The 26,679-nt window shown below is 54.7% G+C and carries 19 protein-coding genes and 4 pseudogenes; 9 read left to right on the forward strand and 14 right to left on the reverse strand.

What is annotated here, in order from left to right:
- The first annotated feature begins 448 nt into the window (after window positions 1–448).
- Window positions 449–895: a GNAT family N-acetyltransferase gene (locus ACA070_RS11165; RefSeq protein ID WP_497451150.1), complete on the forward strand. Its 447-nt coding sequence runs from the start codon at window positions 449–451 to the stop codon at window positions 893–895.
- A gap of 607 nt (window positions 896–1,502) precedes the next feature.
- Here ACA070_RS11165 and ACA070_RS11170 read toward each other — a convergent pair.
- The 7 genes and pseudogenes from ACA070_RS11170 to ACA070_RS11200 all read right to left on the reverse strand — a co-directional run bounded on the left by ACA070_RS11170 (window position 1,503) and on the right by ACA070_RS11200 (window position 8,200).
- Window positions 1,503–2,258 (reverse strand): bestrophin-like domain, encoded by a 756-nt coding sequence (locus ACA070_RS11170; protein ID WP_497451151.1) that lies wholly within the window; start codon window positions 2,256–2,258, stop codon window positions 1,503–1,505.
- A gap of 307 nt (window positions 2,259–2,565) precedes the next feature.
- Complete coding sequence (locus ACA070_RS11175; RefSeq protein ID WP_497451152.1) at window positions 2,566–3,024, reverse strand: glycine zipper 2TM domain-containing protein; 459 nt, start codon at window positions 3,022–3,024, stop codon at window positions 2,566–2,568.
- Between the two features lie 13 nt (window positions 3,025–3,037).
- Window positions 3,038–3,419: pseudogene (locus ACA070_RS11180) on the reverse strand (hypothetical protein).
- A 111-nt stretch (window positions 3,420–3,530) separates the two neighbouring features.
- A pseudogene (locus tag ACA070_RS11185) lies at window positions 3,531–4,216 on the reverse strand (DUF3313 domain-containing protein).
- Window positions 4,217–4,264: 48 nt separating this feature from the next.
- A pseudogene (locus tag ACA070_RS11190) lies at window positions 4,265–4,420 on the reverse strand (transporter); the annotation flags it as partial.
- Window positions 4,407–5,549 (reverse strand): formylglycine-generating enzyme family protein, encoded by a 1,143-nt coding sequence (locus tag ACA070_RS11195; RefSeq protein WP_497451153.1) that lies wholly within the window; start codon window positions 5,547–5,549, stop codon window positions 4,407–4,409. The gene ACA070_RS11195 and the pseudogene ACA070_RS11190, both read right to left, overlap by 14 nt.
- 116 nt (window positions 5,550–5,665) lie before the next feature.
- A complete protein-coding gene (locus ACA070_RS11200; RefSeq protein ID WP_497451154.1) occupies window positions 5,666–8,200 on the reverse strand; it encodes an arylsulfatase in 2,535 nt (844 codons plus the stop codon).
- Between the two features lie 559 nt (window positions 8,201–8,759).
- Between ACA070_RS11200 and ACA070_RS11205 the strand changes: the two genes are divergently transcribed.
- Window positions 8,760–10,037: an OmpP1/FadL family transporter gene (locus ACA070_RS11205; RefSeq protein WP_497451155.1), complete on the forward strand. Its 1,278-nt coding sequence runs from the start codon at window positions 8,760–8,762 to the stop codon at window positions 10,035–10,037.
- 282 nt (window positions 10,038–10,319) lie between these two features.
- Here the strand turns inward: ACA070_RS11205 and ACA070_RS11210 are convergent.
- Window positions 10,320–10,574, reverse strand: a pseudogene (locus ACA070_RS11210) (arylsulfatase); the annotation flags it as partial.
- A 582-nt stretch (window positions 10,575–11,156) separates the two neighbouring features.
- Entirely contained in the window at window positions 11,157–11,498 is a 342-nt protein-coding gene (locus ACA070_RS11215) for a MarR family winged helix-turn-helix transcriptional regulator (RefSeq protein WP_497451156.1), read from the reverse strand.
- Window positions 11,499–12,139: 641 nt separating this feature from the next.
- Here ACA070_RS11215 and ACA070_RS11220 point away from each other — a divergent pair.
- Both ACA070_RS11220 and zapE read left to right on the forward strand, forming a co-directional pair.
- Complete coding sequence (locus ACA070_RS11220; RefSeq protein ID WP_497451157.1) at window positions 12,140–13,219, forward strand: Rieske 2Fe-2S domain-containing protein; 1,080 nt, start codon at window positions 12,140–12,142, stop codon at window positions 13,217–13,219.
- Between the two features lie 108 nt (window positions 13,220–13,327).
- The gene (gene zapE, locus ACA070_RS11225; RefSeq protein ID WP_497451938.1) at window positions 13,328–14,338 is read left to right on the forward strand and encodes a cell division protein ZapE; all 1,011 of its coding nucleotides are present in this window, start codon (window positions 13,328–13,330) and stop codon (window positions 14,336–14,338) included.
- A 262-nt stretch (window positions 14,339–14,600) separates the two neighbouring features.
- Here zapE and ACA070_RS11230 read toward each other — a convergent pair whose 3' ends face one another.
- The 5 genes from ACA070_RS11230 to ACA070_RS11250 form a co-directional block, all read right to left on the reverse strand.
- The gene (locus ACA070_RS11230; protein WP_497451158.1) at window positions 14,601–15,731 is read right to left on the reverse strand and encodes a methyl-accepting chemotaxis protein; all 1,131 of its coding nucleotides are present in this window, start codon (window positions 15,729–15,731) and stop codon (window positions 14,601–14,603) included.
- Window positions 15,732–15,759: 28 nt separating this feature from the next.
- Window positions 15,760–17,361, reverse strand: a complete 1,602-nt coding sequence (locus ACA070_RS11235; RefSeq protein ID WP_497451159.1) for a GMC family oxidoreductase — start codon at window positions 17,359–17,361, stop codon at window positions 15,760–15,762.
- A 21-nt stretch (window positions 17,362–17,382) separates the two neighbouring features.
- Window positions 17,383–18,858: an aldehyde dehydrogenase gene (locus ACA070_RS11240; protein ID WP_497451160.1), complete on the reverse strand. Its 1,476-nt coding sequence runs from the start codon at window positions 18,856–18,858 to the stop codon at window positions 17,383–17,385.
- Window positions 18,859–18,886: 28 nt separating this feature from the next.
- On the reverse strand, window positions 18,887–20,074 hold the full coding sequence (locus ACA070_RS11245) for an OmpP1/FadL family transporter (protein WP_497451161.1): 1,188 nt from the start codon (window positions 20,072–20,074) through the stop codon (window positions 18,887–18,889).
- Between the two features lie 301 nt (window positions 20,075–20,375).
- A complete protein-coding gene (locus ACA070_RS11250) occupies window positions 20,376–21,320 on the reverse strand; it encodes a LysR family transcriptional regulator (protein ID WP_497451162.1) in 945 nt (314 codons plus the stop codon).
- Window positions 21,321–21,601: 281 nt separating this feature from the next.
- Here ACA070_RS11250 and ACA070_RS11255 point away from each other — a divergent pair, with 281 nt between their 5' ends.
- The 5 genes from ACA070_RS11255 (at window position 21,602) to ACA070_RS11275 (ending at window position 26,372) form a co-directional block, all read left to right on the forward strand.
- Entirely contained in the window at window positions 21,602–22,942 is a 1,341-nt protein-coding gene (locus ACA070_RS11255) for a Rieske 2Fe-2S domain-containing protein (RefSeq protein WP_497451163.1), read from the forward strand.
- Entirely contained in the window at window positions 22,935–23,891 is a 957-nt protein-coding gene (locus ACA070_RS11260; RefSeq protein WP_497451164.1) for a PDR/VanB family oxidoreductase, read from the forward strand. Before ACA070_RS11255 ends, ACA070_RS11260 begins: the two co-directional genes overlap by 8 nt.
- A gap of 122 nt (window positions 23,892–24,013) precedes the next feature.
- Window positions 24,014–24,907: a transporter gene (locus ACA070_RS11265; RefSeq protein WP_497451165.1), complete on the forward strand. Its 894-nt coding sequence runs from the start codon at window positions 24,014–24,016 to the stop codon at window positions 24,905–24,907.
- A gap of 26 nt (window positions 24,908–24,933) precedes the next feature.
- Window positions 24,934–25,668, forward strand: a complete 735-nt coding sequence (gene galB / locus ACA070_RS11270; protein ID WP_497451166.1) for a 4-oxalmesaconate hydratase — start codon at window positions 24,934–24,936, stop codon at window positions 25,666–25,668.
- Window positions 25,665–26,372, forward strand: coding sequence for a 4-carboxy-4-hydroxy-2-oxoadipate aldolase/oxaloacetate decarboxylase (locus ACA070_RS11275; protein ID WP_497451167.1), 708 nt, complete (start codon window positions 25,665–25,667; stop codon window positions 26,370–26,372). Before galB ends, ACA070_RS11275 begins: the two co-directional genes overlap by 4 nt.
- Window positions 26,373–26,679: the final 307 nt, after the last annotated feature.

A 26,679-nucleotide genomic window follows, 5' to 3' on the forward strand; every position in this document is an offset into this window, starting at 1 on the left:
ATAGCTTTTCGTATCTAACCACGATCAATCTGATGAAGGGGCTTCATGCACCGCTTTTGATTTACCAAGGATGTAGCATGGGTGAAGCTGGCCATTTGGATGTGTGGTCACCACGACGCTAATGAGCTTCCATCCCTCGTGAAGCTTTAGGTTCGCGTCATTGGCAGATAGTGCTTCCATGATCTGGTACGTCTCTGACATATGCATGTGATTACTCGCTGACTTTTAAGATTCACTCGTTAGTCATATATGCAGCGATCGGGTTCCATACGCCACGGAGCAACCCTGCGAGCGATGTTTTTCTGCCCGCCACGAACGGCTGTAATCGAGCCAAACCGGTAATTCGCGATAGGCAGAAACGGCCAGAAGCGGTCACTCGCAGAACCTTTGGGATAATGTGTCGAATGAACCGTTGAAGCTTTACCCCCCCTTCACTTGAGGATCTCTAATGACAAACCAATCCGCTATTGTCGAGGTGGTTCAAGAGACCGATCCTATACTGCTCAGATCTCTGAATGACCTTCTCCTGCAGCTTTCCAAAAACGCTCAAGCTATGACAATGGAAGATTTGAAGCAGATCGTGGATTCCGAATGCTCCCATTTATTAGTCGTGAGAGCAGCAAGTGGAGGAAGCATTTTGGGGGCGCTAACCTTAATTCATTTTCGTATTCCGACAGGCGTTCGTGCGTGGATCGAAGACGTCGTAGTAGATGCCAGTGTTCGAGGCCAAGGGATCGGCAAAGCACTCATAGAAGCAGCAATAGAAAAAAGCCATGACCTCGACGCGAAAACACTGGATTTAACATCCAACCCAGATCGTGAATCTGCCCATCGTTTATACGAGGGGGCAGGATTCTCGTTGCGCACAACAAAGGTCTACCGACATATCAAATGACTAATGGATAGTCTTTCAATGCTTACGATCACTCATGCGTGCAGGAGAGTCCTGAATGGCTGCTTAGGGTCGATTGCTGCATCCCGGGACGGGCAGCTATGGGTCGTTTTTCGCCGGTTGCGTCGATACAGTGAGATCGCCTCGGACGCAATCAGTGGTCAGCACAGATTACCGTTTCCTGCCTGTTGCGAAGGGCAGCAATCGAGCCATAGCTGCCGGTCAGCATCGGCGGGAATTGGCCGTTTTCTGCCTGTCACGACCGGCCGAATGCCGCCAATCGCACTGAGACGTTTAGGGCAAAATTAGGGCATATTTCAGGCCGCCGTTGTCCGCTAAACGACCTATGTTGCCTGCTGGGTAATTGCACAGACTTGCCCACCCATTTGCATTTGACCTGACCAGTCATTTGCATCGGATTTGACCAGCACGTTTCGTGGCCCAGACCGGCAGAGAACGACCCAAACAGGTCCATCGTGACAGTCCACAATCGATCCGGCCATGCAGTCACCGCTAAAAGGAGATATTCGAGTGTCTCGGTTCCGGGGATAACGAGGTCTTCGGCTAAGCGAATTTTATGTGCTGACCGACCCCGTCCTCGACTAATTAATCAACGGATGATCTCGGCCAGCGCTTGGCGCATCGGCTCACCGGAGACATGGACGAGGCCGGAGAAGGGCGAGTCCAGCTCCAGAATCATTGTGATGCCTCCCGAAACCGCAACCGAACAGAGGCAGAAAACGGCGATAGTCGTGGCATTTCGAGGTGCGAACAAACCGAAGCTGGCGAAAACCAGGCTAAGCCAAAAGATCAACAGGATCAGGAACGGCATCGGAATGTTGCTGGCACGCTGTTCCGCCAGCAGCCAGCGCGCCTGTAAAACATCGTCTGAAAGTGTGAGCGCCTGCGAGCGAAGCCAGCGCTGTCTCGGATCAGTCGGAACAAGCAATAGAATCGATTCCTGTATCGCCTCCATCATTCCGACAGTCGTTTCAGTTGAATGTAAGGGTTTACCCGTCGCTGGAAACAATTCCTGCATTTTCGCCCTCGCGTAGAGGCGCAGCTTAGTGCGGGCATCCTCCGCCTCTGGTCCGTAACGCAGCATCACTCGGTTAATACGGACGATGTCGACGGCAATCCTGGATACTTCACTCGACCGTGTCGAGAACGAACTGTTTGCCGTCGAGATCATCAGGCTGATCACCAAGGCCGAAAGCGTGCCGACAATCGCCGCTGAAACGGAGATCGCATTGCGCGACTCATTGCTGAGGTGATGCTCGGGCAAAACCCTCGCAGAAAAGATGCCAACAAGAGCGCCGCCGAAGATAGCGACGAAGGCGATGAGTCCGATAGCTACATGGCTCATGAGAGAAAATTGCGCATCGAATCACCTCGGAATTCCTGCCGTAGTGAGGAAGGCTCGCGCCGCATGCAAATCGCGAGTCAACCATGCCAAGCAGTCCGTTCGAACCGCGTTGCGAGCGGCGCGTATAAATCGTTTACTGCTGTGGTGGAGTGTAGTGCGATTTCAGCGCCAAACCTTCCATGCCCATCAGTTGTCGACCTCGATCTCATGTCTTCGGAGGTTGCTTGTCATGGTACTAATACGGTGATTTCCAAGTGTAACTGTTGAAGGCATATTGTTCGGAGGAATACCGAACACCTAGTGAACCTTAACCGCCTTGCGGTACCACTCGAGCGTCATTACCTGAGCCTTGGATATAAACATTCATGCCTTTACCGAGGGATGGATTGATCGGCTGGGTAACCGATACCAGCACGCCACTTTTGACCCGCACGATGATCTGTTGCGCTTCTATCGGTTGGTCGTATTTTTTCTTCTCCACGTAATTGCCGCCGACAGCGCCAGCGAGAGCGCCCGCAACCATGGCGACGTCGCGTCCGGTGCCACGACCGATCAGGCTACCGATACCAAGACCGCCAAGGCCACCGAGAACAGCGCCTACGCCACTGTCGTGATTGGTCTGCATCTGCGTCAGCGAGATATGCTCGATCTTCCCTGAGCGAATCTCGACTTCACCGGCACCGCCATCGGTTGATCCCACGGTGGAGCAGGCACTGATCAGCACAACCACCAACGTAAGCGTCAGCCAGGACAAGATTGTTTTCATTCTGTGCACCTCATTATTGAAATCGGATGGCAATGCCTTTGAGCTTGCGTCCCTGGATCGTTTCTATGTCACGGCTCTACAGTGGGCCTGTCACGTAGGCGGCGACGGGCTGAATCTGGTCGTAAACGACGACCACTGCGTCTGCGCCGAGAGTGGCTGCTTGTTCACGCAATTTTCTGTTCGACCTGCGTGATCGGCGCCGCCGGGTCGACACCTGGCATCGATCAGTATTTCGCCCAGTCGCACATTGGGCCAAGGGGCTCCACACGTAATATCTGTACTTCGCTGGCCAACGTTGGCGCAGGGTGTTCAACCCTGACATAAGCAGTCGTCTGGGCATCGACCGTTGCGCAAGCACTCAGCGCGAGTACGCTCGCGAAGAGCGCTGCGCTCAGTAATGGCCAGTGTAATGTTTAGAGTCGAAGCGATGAACAAGCTCAAATGTCGGGTGTCCTCTCGTTGAGGGATATTCAACCGCCAACGAGTGTTGACGATTGAAGCGTGGCTTAGCTACGGATGAAAGCCCAGAGATCGGCGTTCAATTTGTCGATCGCGGCTTTGAAGTCCTTGGTGGTGATTTTCTCGCTCTCGTTCGAAAGCTGGCTACCGAACACCTTGCGCACCACCTTGGCAACGGTCTGATTGGTGTTTGCGTCTATAAACTCAGCTTCGATGAACAAGTTAGTGTCTTGGTCCCGGTGGCCGGTGGCCGGTGGCCGCTTGTGTCGCCCCGACCACGGCAGCGACCGGAACTATTTCATACCACTTCATGCCTTCGTTCGAAGCGGTTACCCCGGTGATGGCCGCGCGGAGGATCAAGGGTTTCGACCCGGCCGGTGCTGCGTCCGTAGTGGATACCAGCCGGTATTTCTGACCTAGCACGCCTTTGGCCTTTGTGGTCATGTAGTTCTGGATATCGTTAAGTGTCTGCTGGTTGACCCGCTCATTGGGCTTAGGTGCCGGATAGAGTTCCAGCCGGTTGAACGCCACTGTGTCATACGCATTCGGGTACCACGACGGACCCACCCAACGCATCGCAGTGCCGCCGCTGGGGGGTGGTGACTTCTTGTAGGTTGTTGTAGTTGGACAGGTAGCCGGAGTACTGCTCACGCTCGGTGACTTTCGAGGTGCAACCGCCGAGCAGAACCCCGGTCAGAGCGGCGCCGACGAGCAATTTTCGGGACTGGTTCATAGTGCTTTATGCTCCTTGGATTAAGTCGTATTAGTCGTCAACAGAACATCAGAAACGCCAGGTCATGTTGCCCGTGAGCGCATGAATCCACGCATTGCTGAATTCGCCCGAGGTGCGATCGCCGGACAAGGTTTTTGTCTGATCCACCGGCATGTCGCCGAGCCAGAGGGAGACCCCGCTGAAGTTCACGTCAGTGTCCTGGTCCCGCGCGTGGCTGAGTCTGGTTCTTTTCCCATTGGTCATTGCTCATCGCCAAGCGAAACCCGAGATGCGACATGGAGTTCATAGGATCCGCGCCCTGCCTGGCACTGGTTCGAAAGCTCGTGCAGTAACTGTCGCTACAAAGAAAGGATCCACCGCGAATCACACGCTGCGGTGCGTTGGCCGTTACCCCGAGATCTGGGTCATAGCTATCGGATGGACCCACCGGGTTAACCGCTACTTCACCAGCCGACTGACGCTTGAGCCCAACTCTAAACGCATCGGCACGATACCAATCGGCGACCCATTGCCAAACGTTCCCGGACATGTCGTACAGCCCGTAGGCGTTAGGTCTGTAACTGCCTACCGGTTTGGTACCGATCTTGAATTTATTGCTGGACTCGGTCACGGGAAACGGTTGTACCTCGTCCCAGGTGTTGGCCATCTTTTCTCCACCGGGCGAGAAATCATTCCCCCACGCATAGTTCGCTTGTTCCAGTCCGCCTCTGGCGGCGTACTCCCATTCGGCCTCCGTCAGTAGGCGCTTATGAGCCCATGCCGCGTACGCCTGTGCATCCTCGCGTGAAACCTGAACAACCGGATGGGTTTCCTTGCCCTCGATTGTACTGTCGGGGCCTAACGGGTGGCGCCAGTCGGCCCCTGGGACAAATGCCCACCACTGACTGAAGTCATTCAGCGGGATTGGTCTGTCTGTGCCCACGAAAACCAATGCCCCAGGTACCATTACACTGTCGTCCGGCTCAGGAGTACCCGGCGGTAGCTGAACTTTCAGATCGTCCCATTTGGGTTTGCGTTCGGCGGTGGTGACGTAATGCGTTTCAGAAATGAAACGGGCGAAATCGGCATTGGTGAGGTCGTAGCGGTCGATCCAATAGCCATCGAGTCGAACCTTGTGAGCCGGCCCCTCGTTGGGTCGCGCCTGCTTATGATCGCTACCCATCAAAAATTCGCCAGCAGGAATCCAGACCATATCCAGGGGGCCATTTTTCCCATCACCGAGTGTCAAAGGCAACGGACCGCGAATGTCCTGGTACACAGTAAAAGCCAGGCAGGCAGACACTATTCCGATTGCGACTAAAGCGATGCCTAAACTCCGTTTCCTGATGAGCATCTGCGTTCCCCTTGGTGTCTGTTGGCGGTGACCACTGCAAAACTATTGGCCATCGCCCGGTGCCACGACCGAAACGTCCTCCAGCCCCCTCGTCTTCGGATCACCATCGGTACCCGTTACTCGCTGGTCTTGTTATCCCGTTGCGCCTGTAACAGCTTCTGTTCGTCTTCAGGCGTCAGCTTTGGCCGGTTGATCGTCAACGTGATCTTGTCAATCTTGCCGGTGAAGGCGAATGGCGGCTGGTAGTCCTGGTCGGCCACCCCGGTAAGCGTGTCTGAACCAATGTCGAGGCTTTCGTCCCATTGCAGGATCAGAGGGATGGTGTGCTCCATCTTCTGCTCCGCAACGGACTTGCCGTCCACTTTCAGCACTCCGGTGCCACCGCGTCCGATGCCGGACATATTGTTGAACGCCAGCGTCCCCATACCAAGGCCGTCGTACTTGAAGTCGAACTCCAGTGTGTGTTTGCCGGGCGTGAGCTCGGGTCCCTCCCAGCGCTGACGCTTGAGGTCCACCAGATTCCATAGGAACACCGGTTTGTTCTTCAGCAGGTAGAAACCGTACCCACCGAAACGACCACCCTGGGTGATCAACATGCCTTCGGCACCGCCGGTTGGCACATCGACCTCGGCCTTGAAAGTGTAAGAGGCATTGAGAACGGAGGGCGCATCACCGTTCGGAATACCCGTCAGCGGCAACGTCCATGTGAACACGTTACGTCCGGCAGTCAGGCTCGGACGCGGCGTCACCAATCGCGTCGCAACCGTCGAGTCGAGTGGCAGCACCTGATATTTCTCCGCTTCTGCCCAAAAGATATTTTGCATTTCCTTCAGCTTCTCTGGATATTTGGCGGCGACGTCTTCGGATTGAGTCCAGTCCTTATTGAGGTCGTAGAGCTCCCAGGGAAAAGCGGCCGGGTCCTGGCTCACGTTACCGACGATGATCCATGGTGGTCGCATTACTTTCGAGCTGGCGATCCAACCGTCGTTATAGATCGCGTGGTCGCCCATCATTTCGAAGTATTGAGTTTTGTGGGTCGAGGGCGCGTCGGCATTTGCTTTGTTGAACGTATACATCATGCTGGTCCCCTCGATGGGACTCTGCGTGATGCCATCGACCACTTTGGGCTGATTGACCTGCGTCGCTTCGAGGATTGTCGGTACGACATCGATGACATGTTGGAACTGGTTGCGGATACCACCCTTGTCCGTGATCACCTTCGGCCACATGATCGCCATGCCTTGCCGCACGCCGCCGAAATGTGAGGCAACCTGTTTGGTCCAGGAGAAGGGGGTGTCGAATGCCCAAGACCACGCCACCGACATGTGATTGTAGGTTTTGTCGGAGCCCCAATCATCGTAGAAGCTCTTGAGCTGGTCGGCGACCGGCACGTCCACACCGTTGAAACTTGCGACCTCGTTTGGCGTGCCGAGCAACGTGCCCTCGGCGCTACCACCATTGTCGCCGCTAATGTAAATGACGAGGGTGTTGTCGAGCTTGCCCATGTCTTCGACTGCCTGGATGACACGGCCGATTTCGTGATCGGTATAAGCGACGTACGCTGCGAATACATCGACCTGGCGGATGAACATTTTTTGTTCGTCCGGCGATAGCGTGTCCCAATCTTTGAGCAGGTCTTTAGGCCACGGCGTGAGCTTGGCGTCGGCTGGAATCACGCCGAGCTTTTTCTGGTTTTCGAAAATCTGATCCCGGAGCTTGTTCCAGCCCTGGTCGAACAACCTCATCTTGCTAATTTTCTCGATCCACTCGGGTGTCGGGTGGTGTGGCGCGTGGACACCTCCGGGGGCGTACTTGACGAAGAACGGCTGGTCGGGTGCAAGCGCATTGATGCGGTTCACATAGGCAATTGCGTCGTCGGCCATCGCCGTGGTCAAGTTCCAGCCGGGTTTGCCTACAAACGGGTAGATCTGGGTGGTGTTACGGAACAGGTTCGGCGCCCATTGGTTGGCGTCGCCACCGATGAAGCCATAGAAGTATTCAAAGCCCATTCCGACCGGCCACTGGTCGAAGGGGCCATCCTGGCTCGCCTGAAAGGTGGGAACGTTGTGATCTTTGCCGAACCACGCAGTGCGGTAGCCGTTGTCTTTAAGCATTCGTCCGATTGTCGCTTTATCGCGTGGGATGATGCTGTTATAGCCAGGGTAGCCAGATGATTGCTCAGAGATGACGCCGAAGCCAGCTGAATGGTGGTTACGCCCAGTAAGTAGCGCCGCGCGAGTGGGCGAGCACAATGCTGTCGAGTGAAAGTTCGTATAGCGCAGTCCTTCCCGAGCGACCCGATCAAGGGTAGGAGTGGGTATTACCCCACCAAAAGTGCTGGGTGTGCCAAAACCTGTGTCGTCAGTGATGATGAGCAATACGTTTGGCGCTCCCTTGTGTGGCTCGATACGAGGCGGCCAGTAGGGTTTGGATTGCGCAGCGTTACGCTCGATCTTGCCTTCGAATTTTGAGGGAGGTGCAGGAATCTGTTCACCGCTGATATTCAGCGTGGCGCTGGGCGAGCCCGGTACACCGTTAATCTCATCGGTGCCCGCACTGGCCTGCTGCATGACGATTGCGGAAATAGCGAATACCAAGATGCTGAGCAGTCCGCCTTTTGGTGAGTCGATGTCCAGTTTGACGTTGCGCATAGGACCTCCTAGATGTTTGATCCATCACCCAGGCGGCGTGCGACGCCGAACCAGGCAACACACTTAAGTCGCTATAGCTTTAATTCTGTTTTGGAATTGATGGGCCTAAAGAAGGTGCGTTACGCATACCGCGTATTTATATGGCGCGGAAAACACGATCAACGCAAACATCGAATATCACACCCGCTTGTGGACGATATTGATGATTCAGCATAGATCAATAATCTCGCTCGTCCAGCCAAGTGGGCTGAGTTTGTTTCAGGCGCTCTTCGTCACAACAGACAAATGACCTCTGCGATTTTTTCAGCGCTTTAAGTATTTCTAATGTGCACGGCCATAACGCCTTTCGGTGTCTCATTTAGTTAACAGTTTCACTCATTCGAGAGCATCAGCCATTGATATCAGGTCAGCCACATTTGGTGCTGGGCGCCGTTATTACACATGGACATATGGACATATGGACAATATCGAATCCTCAGCAATACTTAAGTTCGCCAAAAGAAACCGGTTGCAATTTTACCTGAACCATAGTGATTAAAAATCCTCAGTGAGGGGCGTCATGCAGTCGAACAAAATTGCATTGTCGATCACTGCCCTTGCACTGCTGACACTTTCCATCAGTGAGCGGGGAGTTGCCGGCGGGCTCATGTTGTATGAGATCGCCACGGACAACACCGGGCTGGCCAACGCCGGCGCAGCGGCTAGGGCGCAGGGCCCTTCAACGATCGCCAGTAACCCTGCTGGTTTGAGTTACTTGGCTGGCACTCAGATCAGCGCCGGCGCCCAGATTCTTTTCGGCAACCTGACGTTTGACCGGGACGGTGCAACCAATACTCCAGGTACCGGCAGCGGCAATGTGCTCGACCCGATACCGGCCGCCAGCTTCTTCATCAGCCACCAATTGAATGAGCAGTGGAGCGTCGGCTTTGGCTCTTATGGCGACTTCGGGCTGGCAGAAAACTACGACAATGACTGGTCCGGACGTTATTTCGTGCAAAACGCCAGTATTGCCGGTCTGTCACTGGTCCCCAGCGTGTCCTATCGCTTCAACGATGAATGGTCGGCGGGGGGCGGGTTCAAGGCCATGTACGGCATGTTGCAATCAGAGGCGGCGATCAATCGCGGGCCATTCGGTCTGACTGAGCGCTCGGACGGTAAATACAAGTACGAAGACAGCACTTTGGGCTATGGCGCCCATCTTGGCGTGATCTATGCGCCACAGCCTGGTACACGGATTGGCCTGGCCTATACCAGCAAGGTCGATCTGGACTTCGAGGATCGTCTGGATGTGAACGGCACTGGCCCATCGATGGATCGACTCAATGGTCTTAATACCAAGCTTGATATGCAAGTTCCACAAACTGCCAGCCTTAGTCTGTATCAGCAACTTGACAGTCAATGGGCATTATTGGCCACGGCGAACTGGCAAGACTGGTCAGAGTTTGGTGAGATTAACGTCGAAGTTGATACTTCAGTTGCCGGTGCGCAATCGAGTACCGTTGATGCCAACTTCAAGGACACTTATCAACTGGCTGTGGGTGCGCAATACCAGCAGACGCAAAATCTGTTATGGAATTTCGGTATCGCCTATGACACCTCGGCAGTCTCCGATGGCAACCGGACCTTTACTGTTCCTATGGGTGATGCCTGGCGCTTTGCTGCCGGACTCAGCTATGCCCTGGACCAGAACACTGACGTGAACTTCAGCTGGGTCTCCCTCTGGCTGGGCGATATGGCTGTAGATCAGACAAAAACCTTGTCTGGCGATCGCACCTCGGGCGAGTTCAGCGATGCCTGGATTCATGCCCTCACGGGCAACATGACCTGGCGTTTCTGAACCGGACAATCGAACAGATAACTTCCACCCGAGGAGTACGGCCCCATCAACCTGTCCCATAAATGGTGTGTTGGTGTCGCGTTGAGACAAACGATACGCAGGTGCTTCTGAAGTAAGCGGTTCAACCCTCCTAAGCATTCGGGTTCCACGACGGACTCACCCAGCGCATGGCAAACAGGTTGGGTGCGGGCAGGGCGGATGCATTTATTCGCATAGGGTGACCTCAGCAATATCAGTCACGAACGCGGGTGGCCAGCACCAGCCACCCTTGTATTCGACCGCTTACTTGGCCATCGCCGCCCGGGCCGCTTCGATCTTGGCTTTGACAGAATCGAGATTGAAGCTCGCGCCTTTTTGCATAGGTGGGTATTCAATCGCCGTTTCAGCTAGTTTGGCGACTTGCTGCTGGACAAACACGAAACGCCAGAACTGATACTTGAACCAGTCGAAATACTGCTGGGAACCCTCAGCCGTCTGGTTCTCCGGCCAGCCGGTACGTTCAAACGGGTCAAGTCGCAACTTGGTCAGAATTGCAAGCTGGTTTCCACCAGCACTTGTGGCTCTTATTTGGACATCGATGGCTGAAACGAGAGTGCCGAGTGTCCAGTCGGACTGACTGCTTTTGGCCGTTCTCTGCCGGTCATGTCTCCGCGAATATTGCTGTACAAATACGGTGCATTTGACTGGTCAGGTCGAACGCAAATGGGGGCATATGTAACGCAAACGGGTGGTCAAGGGTGCAATTTGCATCCGAGAAAGAAAGCCGATCGGATACCGACCGGCTTCGGTACGACCTTTTTCTATCAGGGCTGTTTGATCCATCCTAGTAACCGGCTGCAACACTCGTGTGCGTCAGCTACAAAACAAAAGCTACCGACACCTCCAGCGCCAAGATCCCTCCGTTCGTGATTGGCGTGAAACGTTCGAGCCCGATCCCGATGTATGGAAGGCCTCTACGGTAGTTGCCATACACCTCGCGCATTGACACTGCGGGAAATGACTCTCGGCGAATGAGCCACTGAGTGTCGAGCGTCGTACCTAGTGAGGTGCGCAGTGCGACGGAGACAGATTGGTAGAGCTCACATCCACAGAAATCTCTTCGAGCCACCATTAGAGCGCTTAGTGGTCGTTCTCTGGCTCGTACTCGTTAACGTACCCTACCTGTGCGTGCAAGCGCCCGAGCAAGTTCACCAGAGTATCGATTTCGGCTGGGGAGAGATCACTTAGAAGTCGCTTTTCCCGCTCAATCGCTACTGCGAAAATTTGGTCATGAAGTGCCTCACCTTCGACTGAAAGACTGACCATATTGCGGCGTCCATCTTTTTCATCGGCCTGTACTTTTACGTAGCCCGCATTTGCCAAATCCTGAAGCGCACGACTCACCGCGCTCTTGTCGAGCCCAATCACCTGACTGATCCGGTTGGCGGATATGGGGTTTTCCACAGCCAGCATCGACAGCATCCGCCATTCCACTACCCCTACGCCGAAGTGTTTTCGGTAGCAAGTCGACGCACCTGACGAGAGCTTGTTCGAAAGGAACGTGAGTAGCCCAGGGACATAACGGGACAAGTTGAGATGCGGAGAGTGAGGCATGTTGCTTCTCTGATTAAGGAACGACGGGCTGGGTTAGCCACGCTGGGGCGGGATGTTACCTCGGCACAATCAGCCACGGGGAGACGGAAGCGAAAGAATATTTATTCATGCAGAAATGGTTGACACCGCAACCAAATTGACTGAGTATCAGTTTCTACCTAGTCGGTGCCATGGCAATAAAAAGCCACGGTGTCGTAAAAAACGTCCGCCAGCGCTTTGCTGATTGAGAAAGTGCTGTTTATTGGTCTGCATGGGTGTAGTTAATAACAAGATCGCCGCCAGAACGTGACTCGGCATTTTGATTTGGTGAGCGCCGCCCCGGCGTCGCCAGTTTCGCGATGCGCTACCCGTGGCCAAAACGCCACACTCAAGTCGGTCGGCGCAGTGTCAAGCTCTGGTCTGAACCTGCTGGCCAGAGCGTGAAGCGGAGTCTGAGGGTCCTTGGCCTGACTTCTAACCTCCGTGTGCAGGTCTATGCCTTTAATAATCATAAAAAGTGGAGAAGCATCATGTCTGTATCCATTGAAAAACTCGATATAAAGTCGAGCCAAGTCGAGCACCGCCCCTCTAGTTTTCCTCTGAATCAATGGTATGTCGCTGCGCTCGGCTCGGAGCTGAAAGATAAACCAGTGGGTCGAATGCTTCTGAATAAGTCTGTAGTGCTGTTTAGAACGGCCGATGGGCAAGTGGCTGCACTGGAAAATCGTTGCTGTCACCGCGCGCTTCCGTTGTCCGATGGAACGCTAGAAGCGCAGGGTATTCGCTGCGGGTATCACGGCCTTCTGTACGACGGACAGGGCATGTGTATCGAGATTCCCGGGCAAGATAAAATCCCTACTAAGGCGTTGGTATCGGCCTGGCATGTGCGGGAGCGAAATCACATTGTATGGATGTGGTTTGGCAGCAAAGGGAATCCCGCTCCGACTCATGAGCCGCCTGATTACGACGTCCATGGCAGTGGTAAATATCTGTTTGATGGCGGTGTCTTTCACTACGACGCGCCGTGGCAGCTTGTTCACGACAACTTGATGGATCTTAGCCATTTGGGATATGTCCATCTTCGCACTATCGGTGGCAATGCCAGCGTCCACATGAAGGCTCAGATGAAGGTGGAAGCCGAGGGCGATACTGTACGAGTGGTGCGCCATATGCCCGGATCCGAGCCCCCGCCGACGTACAGCGCGGCCTATCCGTTCAAGGGGCGGATCGACCGCTGGCAGGAGATCGAGTTTTTCGTAAACCATCTACGTATCTGGACGGGGGGTGTGGATCAGGGAACGGAGTCTATGGACGATCCTGAGCGCGGCGGTTTTCATATGCGCGGTTTCCACGGTATCACTCCAGAAACTGAAACTAGTTGCCACTACTTCTGGACTATGGCCAGTAATCCGACACAGGACCAGGATGTGATCATGGCGAAAGTACTTGAGCAGACAGTGATGACCTTTGAGGAAGACAAGGTAGTCATCGAGTCTCAGTATCAGAACATGCGCAAATTCGATGCCTCGCCGATGATCGACATCCATGTGGATATTGGGGCCAATCGGGCCCGCCGTATCATTCAGCGGCTGTGCGAGGTATCCGACTGAGAGTGCTTTCGGCGCGGCTGAGGCCCGTCCTGATTCCTTTTTATTTCAAGGCCTACAGCTGCAGTGCAAAAAGAGGGTGAGCCCATCTCGTCGCAAGTCGAACAGGATATGGAAGCAAGGCTCACCGCTCGAGGCTATGGCATCGACCCCTCCCAGCGGGCCGCCATAAAGGTTCTCGAGCATTGGCTTGCTGACTGGCGACGTGAGCGGCGGGTTCGGCTCCGTGCTCCGAAAGCTGGCGTTTATCTGTGGGGTGGAGTAGGGCGCGGTAAGAGTTTTGTGATGGATGCCTTCTTCGCCGCTGCTCCGGTAGAGAAGAAACGGCGCGTGCATTTTCATGCCTTTCTGCAAGACGTTCTGGAACGTCTCAAACAAATCATGGGTCAGCCAGATCCATTGGTGCTTATCGCGAGCGAAATAGCAGCGGGCACCCGGCTTTTATGCTTTGACGAGTTTCACGTGCACGATATTGGTGACGCGATCTTGCTCGGCCGTCTTCTCGCGCTTTTGATCAATCACGGTGTCGGAGTGGTTGCAACATCCAACTACGCCCCTCAAACGCTGTGTCCAAACCCTCTTTATCGGGACCGCTTCAAGCCGACAATCGAGATGATTGAGTTCCGGTTTGAAATTTATCATTTGGACGGTGGCAAGGATTACCGGCTTGATGCTGACGGCGGCTATATTTGGGGTGAATTGGCTCAGGTCGCAGCTGATGCTCAGGCGGTCTGGGTTGAGCGACGCTTGCAGCTCGATTCCTCAGCCCGGCGTAACGTGCCGGTTGAGGTCAATCATCGCCTGATGATGTTGTTGGCCTGGCAGCAAGCCACCGCTTGGGTGGACTTTGATGAACTATGCCGCATGCCACGTTCCAGCTCCGATTTCCTCTGGCTCAATCGAACCTTCGAACGATTGGTCATAACCGGCGTACCGATAATTAATTGTGAGCGGGTCGACGTTCAGCAGCGCTTCCTCAATTTAGTCGACATTCTTTACGACGGCGGTATTCAGTTAGTTTTAGTGACCGATGTTGTTCCGCAGGCACTGTTGATGGCTAGCGCACATGTCGACTCCGCACGAACATGCAGTCGGCTTCAGCAATTGCGGATACTGGAGTGACTGCTCAAAGCTGGCAGGAAGCTCTACAGAAACGCTATTCGCTCGTGGGGCTAACCAATCGTCGACTGAGACCCGTCACAATTTCTGGGGGGCGCGCGCTGTGTGGATGATCTACTACTTGAATGTACAGTAATAGAAAAATCATAAGCTTCATGAGTATCCCAAACACTGCGAGAGATCTCGGCGACCACACACTATTAACGTAACGTTTATATGTGTGTTTTATAAACAAGTTTATGTAGGCAATCGGTTGCCACATTAACTAACTGGCTGACAAAACATCCACTTCCAGTTGTTGTAAGGCTAATGCTAGATTCTGTATGGAGAGGTTATTGTTGCGAGACCTTACTGCCATGCCATCTACCCGCGAAGATATTTCGGCTGCCGTATGCGTCTGATTACTCAGTTCCTGAGAAATTTCGTCGACGATTATTGCTGAGCGATGTGCGCCTTCGCGGATATGCTGCATGGCGAGTCCCGCCTCTGTTGCCAGTGCGACGCCATCATTCGCACGCGTTACTGCAGCTTGCATGCTGTCGACCACCTGCGTTGTATGGGTCCTTATGCGCTCAATCATGTCAGTCACTTCCCTGGTGGACTGCGCGGTGCGGGCAGCCAGGTGACGAACCTCATCGGCTACTACTGCAAATCCACGCCCCGCATCTCCTGCCCGCGCCGCTTCAATGGCAGCATTCAATGCCAACAGATTGGTCTGTTCGGCGATGCCTCTGATGACCTGAATAATTGACCGGACCTCCTCGGAGGATTGCCCGAGGGCAACAATCCGGGTAGAAGACTGATGGACAGCCTGGACAATACCTTCCACTCCACTGATAACATTGGCGATTACATCGCTACCCTTATCGGCCAAGAGCTCCGATTGACTTGAAATACCTTTTGCGTTGCTTGCCTGGCCGGCAATATGACTGATGGCGACACCCATAGAGTCCAACAATTGCACCATTGTCTGAGCGCCATTCGCCTGGCTCCCGGTGTTGTGGGCGATGGAAAGAACCTGGTCATTCAGTGATCGGGCCGAGACCCGCAATGTTTGATTCTTTTCGCTGCGTTGGAAACACTGCGCGTGCCAACTTAACTGCGCATCCAGTAGCGACTGAGCAAGCTGCCACCCACGACCCCAACTTGCCGCAACTGGCTCCTGGCTGAAATCGCCGCAGCCCATTCTCTGCGCGACAGTTACCGCGTGTTCAAAGGCTACCAGCAGCTTCGTCAAATACCGGTTCACTTGCCATGATGACAAGAACAATCCAATGGCCAGCAGCATGAAAGTCCATCGTGAAAAAAGTTCTTCAGTGTTCACTGCGCCGAAGACGGCGACTGACGCCGGCGCGAATGTCACGACAGCCATAGCTTGTTTCATTCGTACATTCATTCGAGATTCCCTGCGAAAACGATGGTGTTCAGATGGGTGTGACGGTCATCATCAGATTGATGGCCCTGTCCGCCACGGCCATTACCGCTGCATTCGTGTTGGCGCTGATGATGTTGGGCATCATGGAGGCATCAATGACCCGTAAGCCCGTCACCCCTCTCACACGCAAATCCCCGTGCAGTACACTCATCGGATCATAATCAGGGCCCATTTTGCATGTGCCGACAGGATGGTAATTGCTCTCGGTTGTGCGCTTGATGTACGCCAGCAGCGCCTCGTCCGTCTGCACATCAGCACCCGGTTGAATCTCTTTGCGGATAATGCCGGCCAATGGTTCCGTCGCGGCAATCGAGCGCAAGTATTTGAGCGCCCGCAATAGGCGCGAACAATCACGGGGATCGCTAAGCCAGTTAGGATTGATCAGCGGGTCGTCACCAGGGTTAGCCGAGCGTAAACGCACAGTTCCTCGTGACAGCGGTTTCACCAGATTGGCCATCAAGGTGAAACCATGGGTTACATTCTCTTCATCCTCCATGGGCCACATCACACCGACCCCGTAAATCTGCAAATCCGGATCCGATAGCGGATCCTGCAGGTTGATGAAAGCCATCGTTTCGGCTCCATTCGAGGAAACGGGGCCATCATGAAACGCAAAGTAACGCAGCGCGTTCCGCACCGCTGCCCAGCCCTTGTCTTCACCGTAGTAGCCGTAGGCGCCTTGGGTGGTCATCGTCAGCAATGCCGTGTTGTGATCTTGCAGATTTTCCCCGACCCCCGGTAAATCGACTCGCACGTCGATGCTGTGCTGGCTCAGGTGCCGGGCAGGACCGATGCCGGACAACATGAGCAATTTCGGCGTCGCAAAAGCCCCAGCAGCCAAGAGTACTTCCGACTCGGCATAAGCCTGATGCATCGTTCGCTTGAGCTGATACTCGACTCCCACGGCCCGGTTATTGTCGAAGAGGATTTTATCAACGCGAGCGCCGGTAATGACTGTCAGCAACGGGTTGGCCAGAATCGGTTTGACGAACGCGGTTGAGGCGCTGCTACGTTCACCGCGCCAAGTGGACGTCTGCAAGTAACCGACGCCATAGAGATCTCCGGCATTAAAATCAGACCGGAACGGCAGGCCCATCCGCTGCATCGTGCGCACGAAAATGTCGGCGGCCTCAACCCGGTAACGAGGATCGGAAACTTTCAACGGCCCCTCGGCACCATGAGCATCGTTATCGAAACGCTGATTACCTTCCTGGCGTTTGAAATAGGGCAGCAAAACGTCCCAGCCCCATTGCGGTTGTCCGAGCGCCGTGTTCCAACGCTCGTAGTCTTGGCGCGAGCCACGTGTGTAGGCCATGGCATTGATGGAGCTGCCGCCGCCCATGACATTACCTTGTGGCACTCGCACTATCCGTCCGTTCATTCGCAGCTGCGGTTCGGATTCATATTGCTTGACGTAAGGACTTCCTTCAAAAAGCATCTTGAATGTTGCGGCAGGCATTTTTAGAAGGATGCTTTTGTCCACTGCGCCCTGCTCGAGCAACAACACTCGCTTGCCGTGGTCCACGACCAGACGGTTCGCCGCGACGCAGCCAGAACTGCCCCCTCCGACGATGATGTAGTCGTATTTCATAATTTACCTACGATTGGAGGCTCAGGCAGCGGGGAAGTAGATAGCTTGAGATTCGAGAAATGCCTCCAACCCCTCCGGGCCGCCTTCACGTCCCATGCCTGATTGCTTGAAACCACCAAAGGGCACGTTGGGCGCCAACTGCAAGCCGTTGATACTCACGTTGCCGGTTTTGATCTGGCGGGCGAAGGCAGCGGCTCGTTCGGTAGAGGCACTGAATACACTTCCGCTCAATCCGAAGTCACTGTCATTGGCCAAGCGCAACGCGTGTGCTTCATCTTCATAGGCCATGATCACCACCACAGGGCCAAAGATTTCCTGGCGTGCAATCGTCATTTCAGGTGTTACATCGACGAATACGGTTGGTTGAATAAAGTAACCTTGCTCACACCCTTCGACCCGCGCGCCACCTGCGGCGATGCGCGCTCCTTCTTCAAGGCCGATCTGAATGTAGGCCAGGATCCGCTCATATTGGACAGCGCTGGCCACCGGCCCCATGTGAGTCGCATCGTCCCAAGGATCGCCGACTGTCAGGCTGGCGATTGCCTGCGTATAGGCGGCCACGAACTCTTCATATCGGGATTGGGGCACCAGAAGCCGCGTCTGAGAGAAACATATTTGCCCAGAAAACGGCATGCTGAAATTGACCAGAGTTCCGACAGTCGTTTGCAGGTCGGCGTCATCTAGCATAATCGCGGCTGACTTGCCGCCCAGCTCCAGGGTAAACCGTGCCATGCGCTTGATACAGACATTCGCGATGTCTTTGCCTACAGCAGTGCTGCCGGTAAAGCTGACCTTATCGACCCCGGACGACGCCACAAGGTAGGCGCCTTCTTCACGATCTGCTGTGACAACATTAATCACGCCGGCGGGAATGCCCGCTTCTTCGGCGCACTCGGCCAACACCAGGGCATCGAAGGGGGATTCAGGGGGGGATTTGATAATTACCGTGCAACCCGCTGCGAGTGCGGCTCCAAGTTTGAAAGCCAGGATAGGTAACTGCGCATTCCAGGGGGCAATAAGAGCGACTACTCCCACTGGATGATGGACAACATTGGCGCTGCCTTGGTGCGTCTCGCGTACTTGAGTGAAATCGAATGTTTCAGCCAAATGCGCATAGTAGTCGAACGCAGTCGGCGCGAAGCTGGTGAAAAGGTTCGCAAAAGCCACCGGCGCTCCAACCTGGGCTGTCCAAAGACGAGTCAGCAGTTGCAATCGATCATTGACGATCTCTGAAAAATTGCGCACGTGTGTTGCTCGCTGCGGGCCTGTCATACGCGCCCAAGGTCCGACATCGAAAGCCTCACGGGCTGCAGTGACGGCTTCATCTATGTCGGAAAAATTCGCCAAAGGTGCATCGCATAAGGGTGCCTCGGTCGAAGGGTCAATCAGCACACAGCGCTGAACTCCGTGCGCCGGCATCCACTTCCCCGCGATATAGAATCGTGAGCGAACATTGTCCGACAGTTCTTTTTTAAAGTCGAAGATAGGTTGTTTCATGGCAACTCCCGGTGATTGGCGATATTGATCAGAATTTGTAGCCATAACCCATTACGACGTAGCCGTATTTGATGTCGAGGGTCGATCCGCTGCTTTTGCCAGTGCCGGTGACATGCTCACTGATATCCTTGACCAGGCCGAAGGTCGCTTCTCCGTTATCACCTACCGTGCGTGTCACACCGGCGCTGTAAGATTTGTGCAGCATCCCGGGCACCAGGATGTTGGCGACGAGGGAATCACTGGCTAATTGACGGTTGGCGTAGTTGATACCCGTACGAACCGTCCACTGCTCATTGAGTTGATAGGCCAGCCCCAGGCGCATGTTGTGCTGATCACGCCAGCCAAAGGTCTGGTCGCTGTTTAATGCTTCAACACCAGACCAGCGGATCAACCGATAATCGAAGGCAACGGTCAGCTTGCCGGTGGGTCGCCAGGCCAAGCCGGCACCGAGGATCTCGGGGCTGTCGAGCTTCCCGTCGGCCACTGCCAACAGATCATCCTTGTAACCGTCGAAGCTGCTCGCTTTCTGCTTGCTGATATAGGAGAGACCCAGGGTCAAGGGCGCTATGGGTGTCCACAAGGCGCCCAAGCGGAACCCATAACTCCAGGCGCCTTGAGTGCCATGATTCGGCAAAATGACTGGTCCGACGGGTGTCGGCAGCGCGGCGCCACGAATAAAAAGAGACTGATAGGCTGCTGTTATTGAAACACCCAGCGCAAAGCTGTCAGTGACTTTGTAAGCTACCGTAGGCGCGATGCCGGCCTGTTTAAACATTGCCTGAAACCGTGGCAATCCCTGATTCTGAAACAGCGGGCCATCGTAATCCCAGCCCACTCCAGCTCCAATCGAAGACACGCCGACGCTCCACTTTGGTGAAAGGTCGTAGTTGAAACCGAATTCGGGAATGACGGCAGTTTTATGACCTCGCAGACGGTTGTCAGGGGAGCCATAACTTGCCTCATTGCTGCCAATGAATATCTGAACGTCGCCGTCAACTCTATTGCCTACATACGCCATGCCTGCCGGATTGGACGCCGCGGCCATGGCGTCCTGCGGTAATGCAATTGCAGCCCCCCCCATCGTCGTGCTTTTTAGTCCTTGACCATCGGAGTACATACCGTTTGAAGCGTGCGTCAGGGCTGAAGCACCCAACGCGAGTCCGCTCATGCAACATGCAAAACTTCGGACAAAGCGATGCTTGAACGCAGTGTTCATGTTTCCTCTCTTTTATTTTTATGGTGAGGCGACAGCAAGTGACTACGCCGAGAACCGGGTAGGCGTTAGTTTGATTTTTGGGGCGAACGCAGGTAGCTGAAATGCTCAACCTGCGTAAGCATTCTGATACCCATCAGTGTCAGATCCGTGGAAAAGCGATCTAGGACAACAACTAAGCTATTGCTTAGTTGCCGTTAGATACTTGTCCGCAAGAGGAATTAGACACGTACCGATGGTAGGGAGGCCTATGGACACCAGCAATGCGATCTGGCGCATCGCTGTTATCGAACAAAAGCATGGCTCAGCTGGGGAGCATCAACGAACGCAGGGCAACCGAACGGTGCCGGATCTCTTCTCGAATGACGGAGTCGATAATCCTCAAAGCTTGCTGGGTCAACAGGTTGCAGGGGCGGTGAGTAGAGGTGGCCAGCCAAAGGGTAGTGACCAGTTCAGGCTCTATCGCCCGAACACTGAGCAGGTTGTCTACGCGACAGAGGTCCACATCTATGGCATTCATGGGCAGGACGACATGGCCGTATCCGCGCCGCACCAGTTCGTGGGCCGCAGGAATGCTTTCTATCTCATAACGAATTTTGACTTTTCTCTCTACCGTCGCCAGCGCCTGTTCAAGCAAGAGACGAATGTTGTTCGGATGCGGTGGCATGATGAATTGCAGCTCTGCGAGCGCTTCGAGCTTGATGGATCCTCCGAAAGTGGAGGTGTCATCAGGGGCACGCGGAGAAATCAGAAATAGGGGTTCCTCGGAAAGTGGCAAAAGATCCACATTCGCCGTCGGCGTGGTGTTGTACACCACGCCGCAATCGAGGCGGCCAATGCTCAGCCACTCGAGAATATGCGTCGACAAACCTTCCACCAAGCACAACGTCACACGTGGAAATTGTTCCCGAAACGCTTCCACCAACGGCACCGTGGCGGTGCGGCTAAAACTGGGAGGCCAACCCAGCACCAGTCGCCCTTCGGCTATATCCCGGTTTTGATCGATATCTGCTCGCGCAAGATCGATTTGCCGAAGGATGGCTCGCGAATGCTTTAGCAACCGAGTACCTGCCGCCGTCAGCGTAACGCCACGGCCAGTGCGTTCGAACAGTGATGCGTGCAGTTCGATTTCCAGCTGTCGGATCTGACGGCTTAGTGCCGGCTGAGCGATATCCAGAAACGCCGATGCACGGCTGAAACTGCCGAGTTCGGCGACCTGCCTGAAGTATTCAAGCTGCTTGATGTCCATTCCACTCCTGTTTTTTTTCTTGTCGGACTTGGTTGATTTTGTCGTTGCGATACAAAGCAGGATGCACCCCTGCGGCACCTATCACAACTGTCAGTAGATCGAGCAGCGCTATCAAATTCTGCATAGCTGCTAGTCATTGGGCGCCATTGATCGGGCCCGTCACCAGGCCTCACTGTTGACCTCAGCCAACGACACGTAAGTCTCCAATAAAAACGTAACCGTTCGCCTGCGTAGGAGTTCCTCCTTCCGGTGGCGAGTTACTTGATAACAGGATTTAACCGATGGACCCGACCAGCCTGACCTCTGTGGTTCAAGACAGCATTCCCAAGGAACGCGGTCCTGGGCGCTATCAATATCTGACGCGCACCAATCGTGGAACGCCGGCCGGTGAACTATTGCGCCGCTATTGGCAGCCCATCGCTTTGGCGGGCGCAGTGCCGCTTGGCTCGGCGCCCTTTCCCGTGCGGATCATGGGCGAAGACCTGGTGCTCTTTCGCGACAATGAAGGGACGGTCGGCCTGATCAATCGTAAGTGCGCGCACCGCTGTTCAGACTTGGCGTTGGGCCGTATCGAAGACGGAGGCTTGCGCTGTCCGTATCACGGGTGGTTGTTCGACAGTAAAGGTAAATGCCTGGATCAACCGGCTGAAAACTCCCCGACCGCCAAGGACAAGGTACGAATTAAATCCTATCCACTGCATGAAGCTGCAGGTGCGTTTTGGGCCTATATGGGGCCAGGCGAGCCGCCGCTTTTTCCACGTTATCCGGCGCTGGCAGGCGGCAATGAGCACCGTTACACCTGCCGCTGGCGCGGTGACTGCAATTGGCTTCAAGCCAGTGAAGGCAACATTGACCCTGTGCATACCTCCTATCTGCATCAGGTGAATCTTACCGATGAAACCATGCAGGCGCGGTGGGGTGTATTTTCAAACAAGGCACGTCCGATCATCAGTATCGAAGACACCCGGTTCGGTGTTCGTCTTTATACCAAGCGCACAATTGGTGAAACCCGCGATACCTCAATCCGAATCACCAATTACGTCATGCCTAACGCCTGCGCCGTCGGTGGATACGAAGGCTATCTGGGAGATGGCGGCCTCACCATGTTGTGGGATGTCCCAATCGATGATCACGCGCACTGGCGTTGGGAGTTCATCTATCACCGCAGCGGGCAACTTGATAAGGAAAGCCTGGATAAGCAATACAGTGCGGAGAAAGACGAGAGCGATCGCATGCTGCGAGCCGAAGATCCGCTCTTCATGCAAGATCGCGGGTCGATGCAAGAGGCCACTTACCTGGGCATGGGCGAGTGTTTCTCGGTGCACGATGTTGCCATTACGCAATCCCAAGGCGTTATCCACGACCATATCCATGAACATTTGGGCACCACGGATGTGGCGATCATGCGTGCCCGCCGGATGCTCGACGAGGGCGCTCGAGATGTACTCGAAGGCAAGGATCCACGTGGAGTCGTGCGCACCCATGAAGAAAACAATTTCAAAGACATGGTAGTGATCACCGGCATCATTGATCCCAATACCAGCCAAGAGGCGTTCTGCAGTATCCACGCCGAGGACGAGCACCTGTTCGCCCCGCAAGCGAGTGGAGGTCGTGATGTTTGAGGTCATCCTCACCCATAAGGAACTGGAAGCAGAGAACATTTTCCTGTTCGAGTTCCAGTCCTCCGATGGCAGCGCTTTACCACCATTCACGGCGGGCTCGCACATCGACGTTCAAATCCGGCCCGGACTGATCCGTCAGTACTCGCTCTGCAATAACCCGCAAGAACGCCATCGCTATCAGTTGGGTGTCTTGAAAACGGCAGAATCCCGAGGCGGTTCCAAAGGGATGCATGAAGAGCTGCACGTCGGTCAAAGAGTATTGATCAGTGCACCACGCAACCTTTTCGAATTGGACGCGAGCGCTGGTCAGTCGCTGTTATTCGCGGGAGGTATTGGCATCACCCCGATCCTCAGCATGGCGGAATTCCTGAGTGACCGAGGACAACATTTTTCCCTCTTTTATTTCGCCCGCAACGCCTCCAGCGCAGCGTTCGTCAAACGATTGGAGGCGGGGCCCTATTGCGATAGCAGTCAATGCCAGTTCGACGACGATGACGGTCAGGCACGGCTGGACGTCAGGCTTTTGCTCTGTAACCCGGACCCAAAAAAGCACCTCTACATTTGCGGGCCCGGCGGGTTCATGGACTTCGTACTCGGTGTTGCGCGCGAGCTGCATTGGCCAGAGTCAAATCTACACCGCGAGTATTTCAGCGCCCCAGTTAGCGGTGAAGAACAAGGTGGTGATCAGTTCGAGATCCAACTGGCGAGCACTGGCCAGGTACTAGAGGTCGGACCACAGCAAACGGTCCTGAGTGTGTTGCTGGAGGCGGGTATCGAGATCCCGGTTTCCTGTGAGCAAGGCATTTGTGGCACCTGTGTAACGAAGGTGTTGGAAGGGGTTCCGGATCATCGGGATTTCTACTTGAGTGATCGCGAAAAAGCCACCAACGACCAGTTCACACCTTGCTGCTCACGCGCCAAAAGCAAGCGTCTGGTCCTCGATCTTTAATCGGCAACCGGCGAGTGATCACATTCGCTCGTCGGCCTTGCTCCTTAGCCTGGTGGCCTGGCTCGCCGTCACCAGTACAACGATCGTGTATTCCGAACAAAAACAACAACGGAGAACAACGCATGATTTCTATACCTCGCAGCATACGGAAAACCACTGTCCCGATCGGCGCTGTCGCTGCACTCGGGTTTCTTCCGGAGGTCTTGGCGCTGGACGTCTCTCCCGGTGCCTACGTGCCGGCCCCGGCCGGTAGCAGCATTGCAATGCTTTACCTGGGAGGTGGACGGGCAACTGAATATCACCCGGAAGAGGGCGCGACCGTCGACCACGACACGCAGCTGGACACACGGATCGGACTGGTTCGGTTGTTCCACATGTTCGATATAGACCAGACGAGGGTTCAGGTGCAACTCGGGCTTCCTTTCGGTTCGCAAAAACTGAAAGTGAACGGCAACCACATCGGTGATGATTCCGGCCTGGCTGATCCATTCGTAGCGTTCACCGCATGGCCTCTCAACGACACGGTGAATAAGCGTTATCTGGGGATCACTGGCTATCTGTTCCTGCCCGCGGGCGGCTATGACAATGACAGCAGCGTCAATATGGGACAGAACCGCTTTTCCGCAGCACTGCAAGCCGGTTATTCAGAGAGCTTCGGTGCCTGGCGTGCCGAGCTGACCGGGGACGTCATTTGGCATAGCGATAATAAGGAATCTACGCCAGTCAATCGCACGTTCAAGCAAGAACCTGTCTTCACTCTGCAACCCTGGCTCAGTTACACCTTTGCCAACAAGGTCACCGGCTCAGTAGGGCTGACCCGAACTTGGGGAGGGGATTCGACACTGGACGGCTTTGATACCGGCAGGCGTTCGGATTCTACCCGGGCGCGTGTCGGACTGGGTTACTGGATCAGGCCCGACGTGCAGCTGTACACCGAGCTCACGCGCGACCTGCAAGTCGATGGCGGGTACAAGTTCGATTACTCAGGCTTTGTACGTATTGGCTACCTCTTCTGATTATTGAAAGACAAAGGAACTCCAACATGTCAAACGAACAAAAATCCGCCCTGGTGGTGAGCGCTCACTCCGCCGATTTTGTCTGGCGCGCCGCTGGGGCCATTGCTCTGCATACCCTACAGGGCTACAAGGTTCACATCGTGTGCTTGTCCTTTGGCGAGCGCGGTGAGTCGGCAAAAATGTGGCGCAAGGGTGAAATGACCGAAGACAAGGTCAAGGCCGGGCGCCAGGCGGAAGCCCAGGCCGCAGCGGACATTTTGGGCGCCAGTATCGAGTTTTTTGACATCGGTGATTATCCGATGCGCGCCGATAAGGAAGTGTTGTTTCGCCTGGCAGATGTGTTTCGTCGGGTGCAGCCGGCATTTGCATTAAGTCACTCTCTCAAAGATCCCTACAACTACGACCATCCCTTGGCCACGCACCTCACCCAGGAAGCGCGCATCATTGCTCAGGCGGAAGGTTATCGTCCCGGAGAAAAAATTGTTGGCGCCCCACCGGTCTACAGTTTCGAACCGCACCAACCGGAACAGTGCGAGTGGAAACCCGACGTGCTGCTGGATATCACATCAGTGTGGGATCAGAAACTGGCCGCTATCAAATGCATGGCCGGGCAGGAGCATCTTTGGGAGTACTACACCCGAGTCGCTTTGCAGCGTGGAGTTCAGGCCAAGCGAAATATCGGAATTTCGGCCCAGCGTGACATTATTTACGCCGAGGGCTATCAGAGTGCCTTTCCGCGGGTAACAGGAGATTTGTCATGAGCGGGGTCGCGATCCGAAACCTTCCACGATTCTCCACTCAAATTGGCGAGGAACTGGCGAAGTTGGGCGTGGCTACGGTGCATGAGGCGCAGGGTCGTAGCGGCCTGCTTCAGCCTTACATGCGGCCGATCTACAAGGGCGCAGCGATTGCTGGCCCGGCGGTGACGGTCCTGGCCCAGCCTGGTGACAACTGGATGCTCCATGTGGCGGTGGAAATGTGCAAACCCGGAGACATCCTGGTTGTAGGTTGTACCTCGCAAAACCATGACGGTATGTTCGGTGATCTGCTCGCGACTTCACTTATGGCAAAAGGCGTACGCGGCTTGATTATTGATGCGGGGTGTCGAGATGTTTCGACGCTGACTGAAATGGGTTTTCCAGTCTGGTCGCGATCGATCAATGCCAAGGGTACGATCAAGGCGACCCTGGGATCGGTCAACATTCCAATTGTCTGCGCTGGGGCTTACATCGTTGCGGGTGATGCCATCGTGGCAGACGATGATGGAGTGGTCGTGGTGCCTCACCTACGCGTGGAAGAAGTCCGTGTTGCAGCCAGGCAACGCGAAGCAATGGAGATCGGCAAGCGTAATCGACTGTCCAGCGGCGAGCTCGGGCTGGACATTTATAATATGCGCCCAACTTTGCAGGAACATGGGTTGGTTTATTACGACGACTTGAATCAGTACCAAAAGTCAGGGTGTTAGTTAAAGGGGCTCGGCAAGCTGAATGTCGGGCGCCAGTCTTTAGTAAGTCATCGAGCATTGAATATTACTGCCGAAAACAAATTTATACTTAATACTTATCGGAAGATCTTCTTTGGTGTGGCGTAGGAACGGAAGGTTTTACGGTGCTCAGTAGGTATCGATTTTATTCGCGGTTGGCTCGGTATCGCCCCGCATAAGTAAAACGCTAGTTTGGGTGTGGACGTCTGAATGGCGGTTTCGCTTCAAACCGCGCATGGATTTTTTCCTTGTCAGTTGTGATATGGCAACAATAATAGAGAGGGTTGCG

This window comes from Pseudomonas sp. LBUM1678, assembly GCF_059695575.1.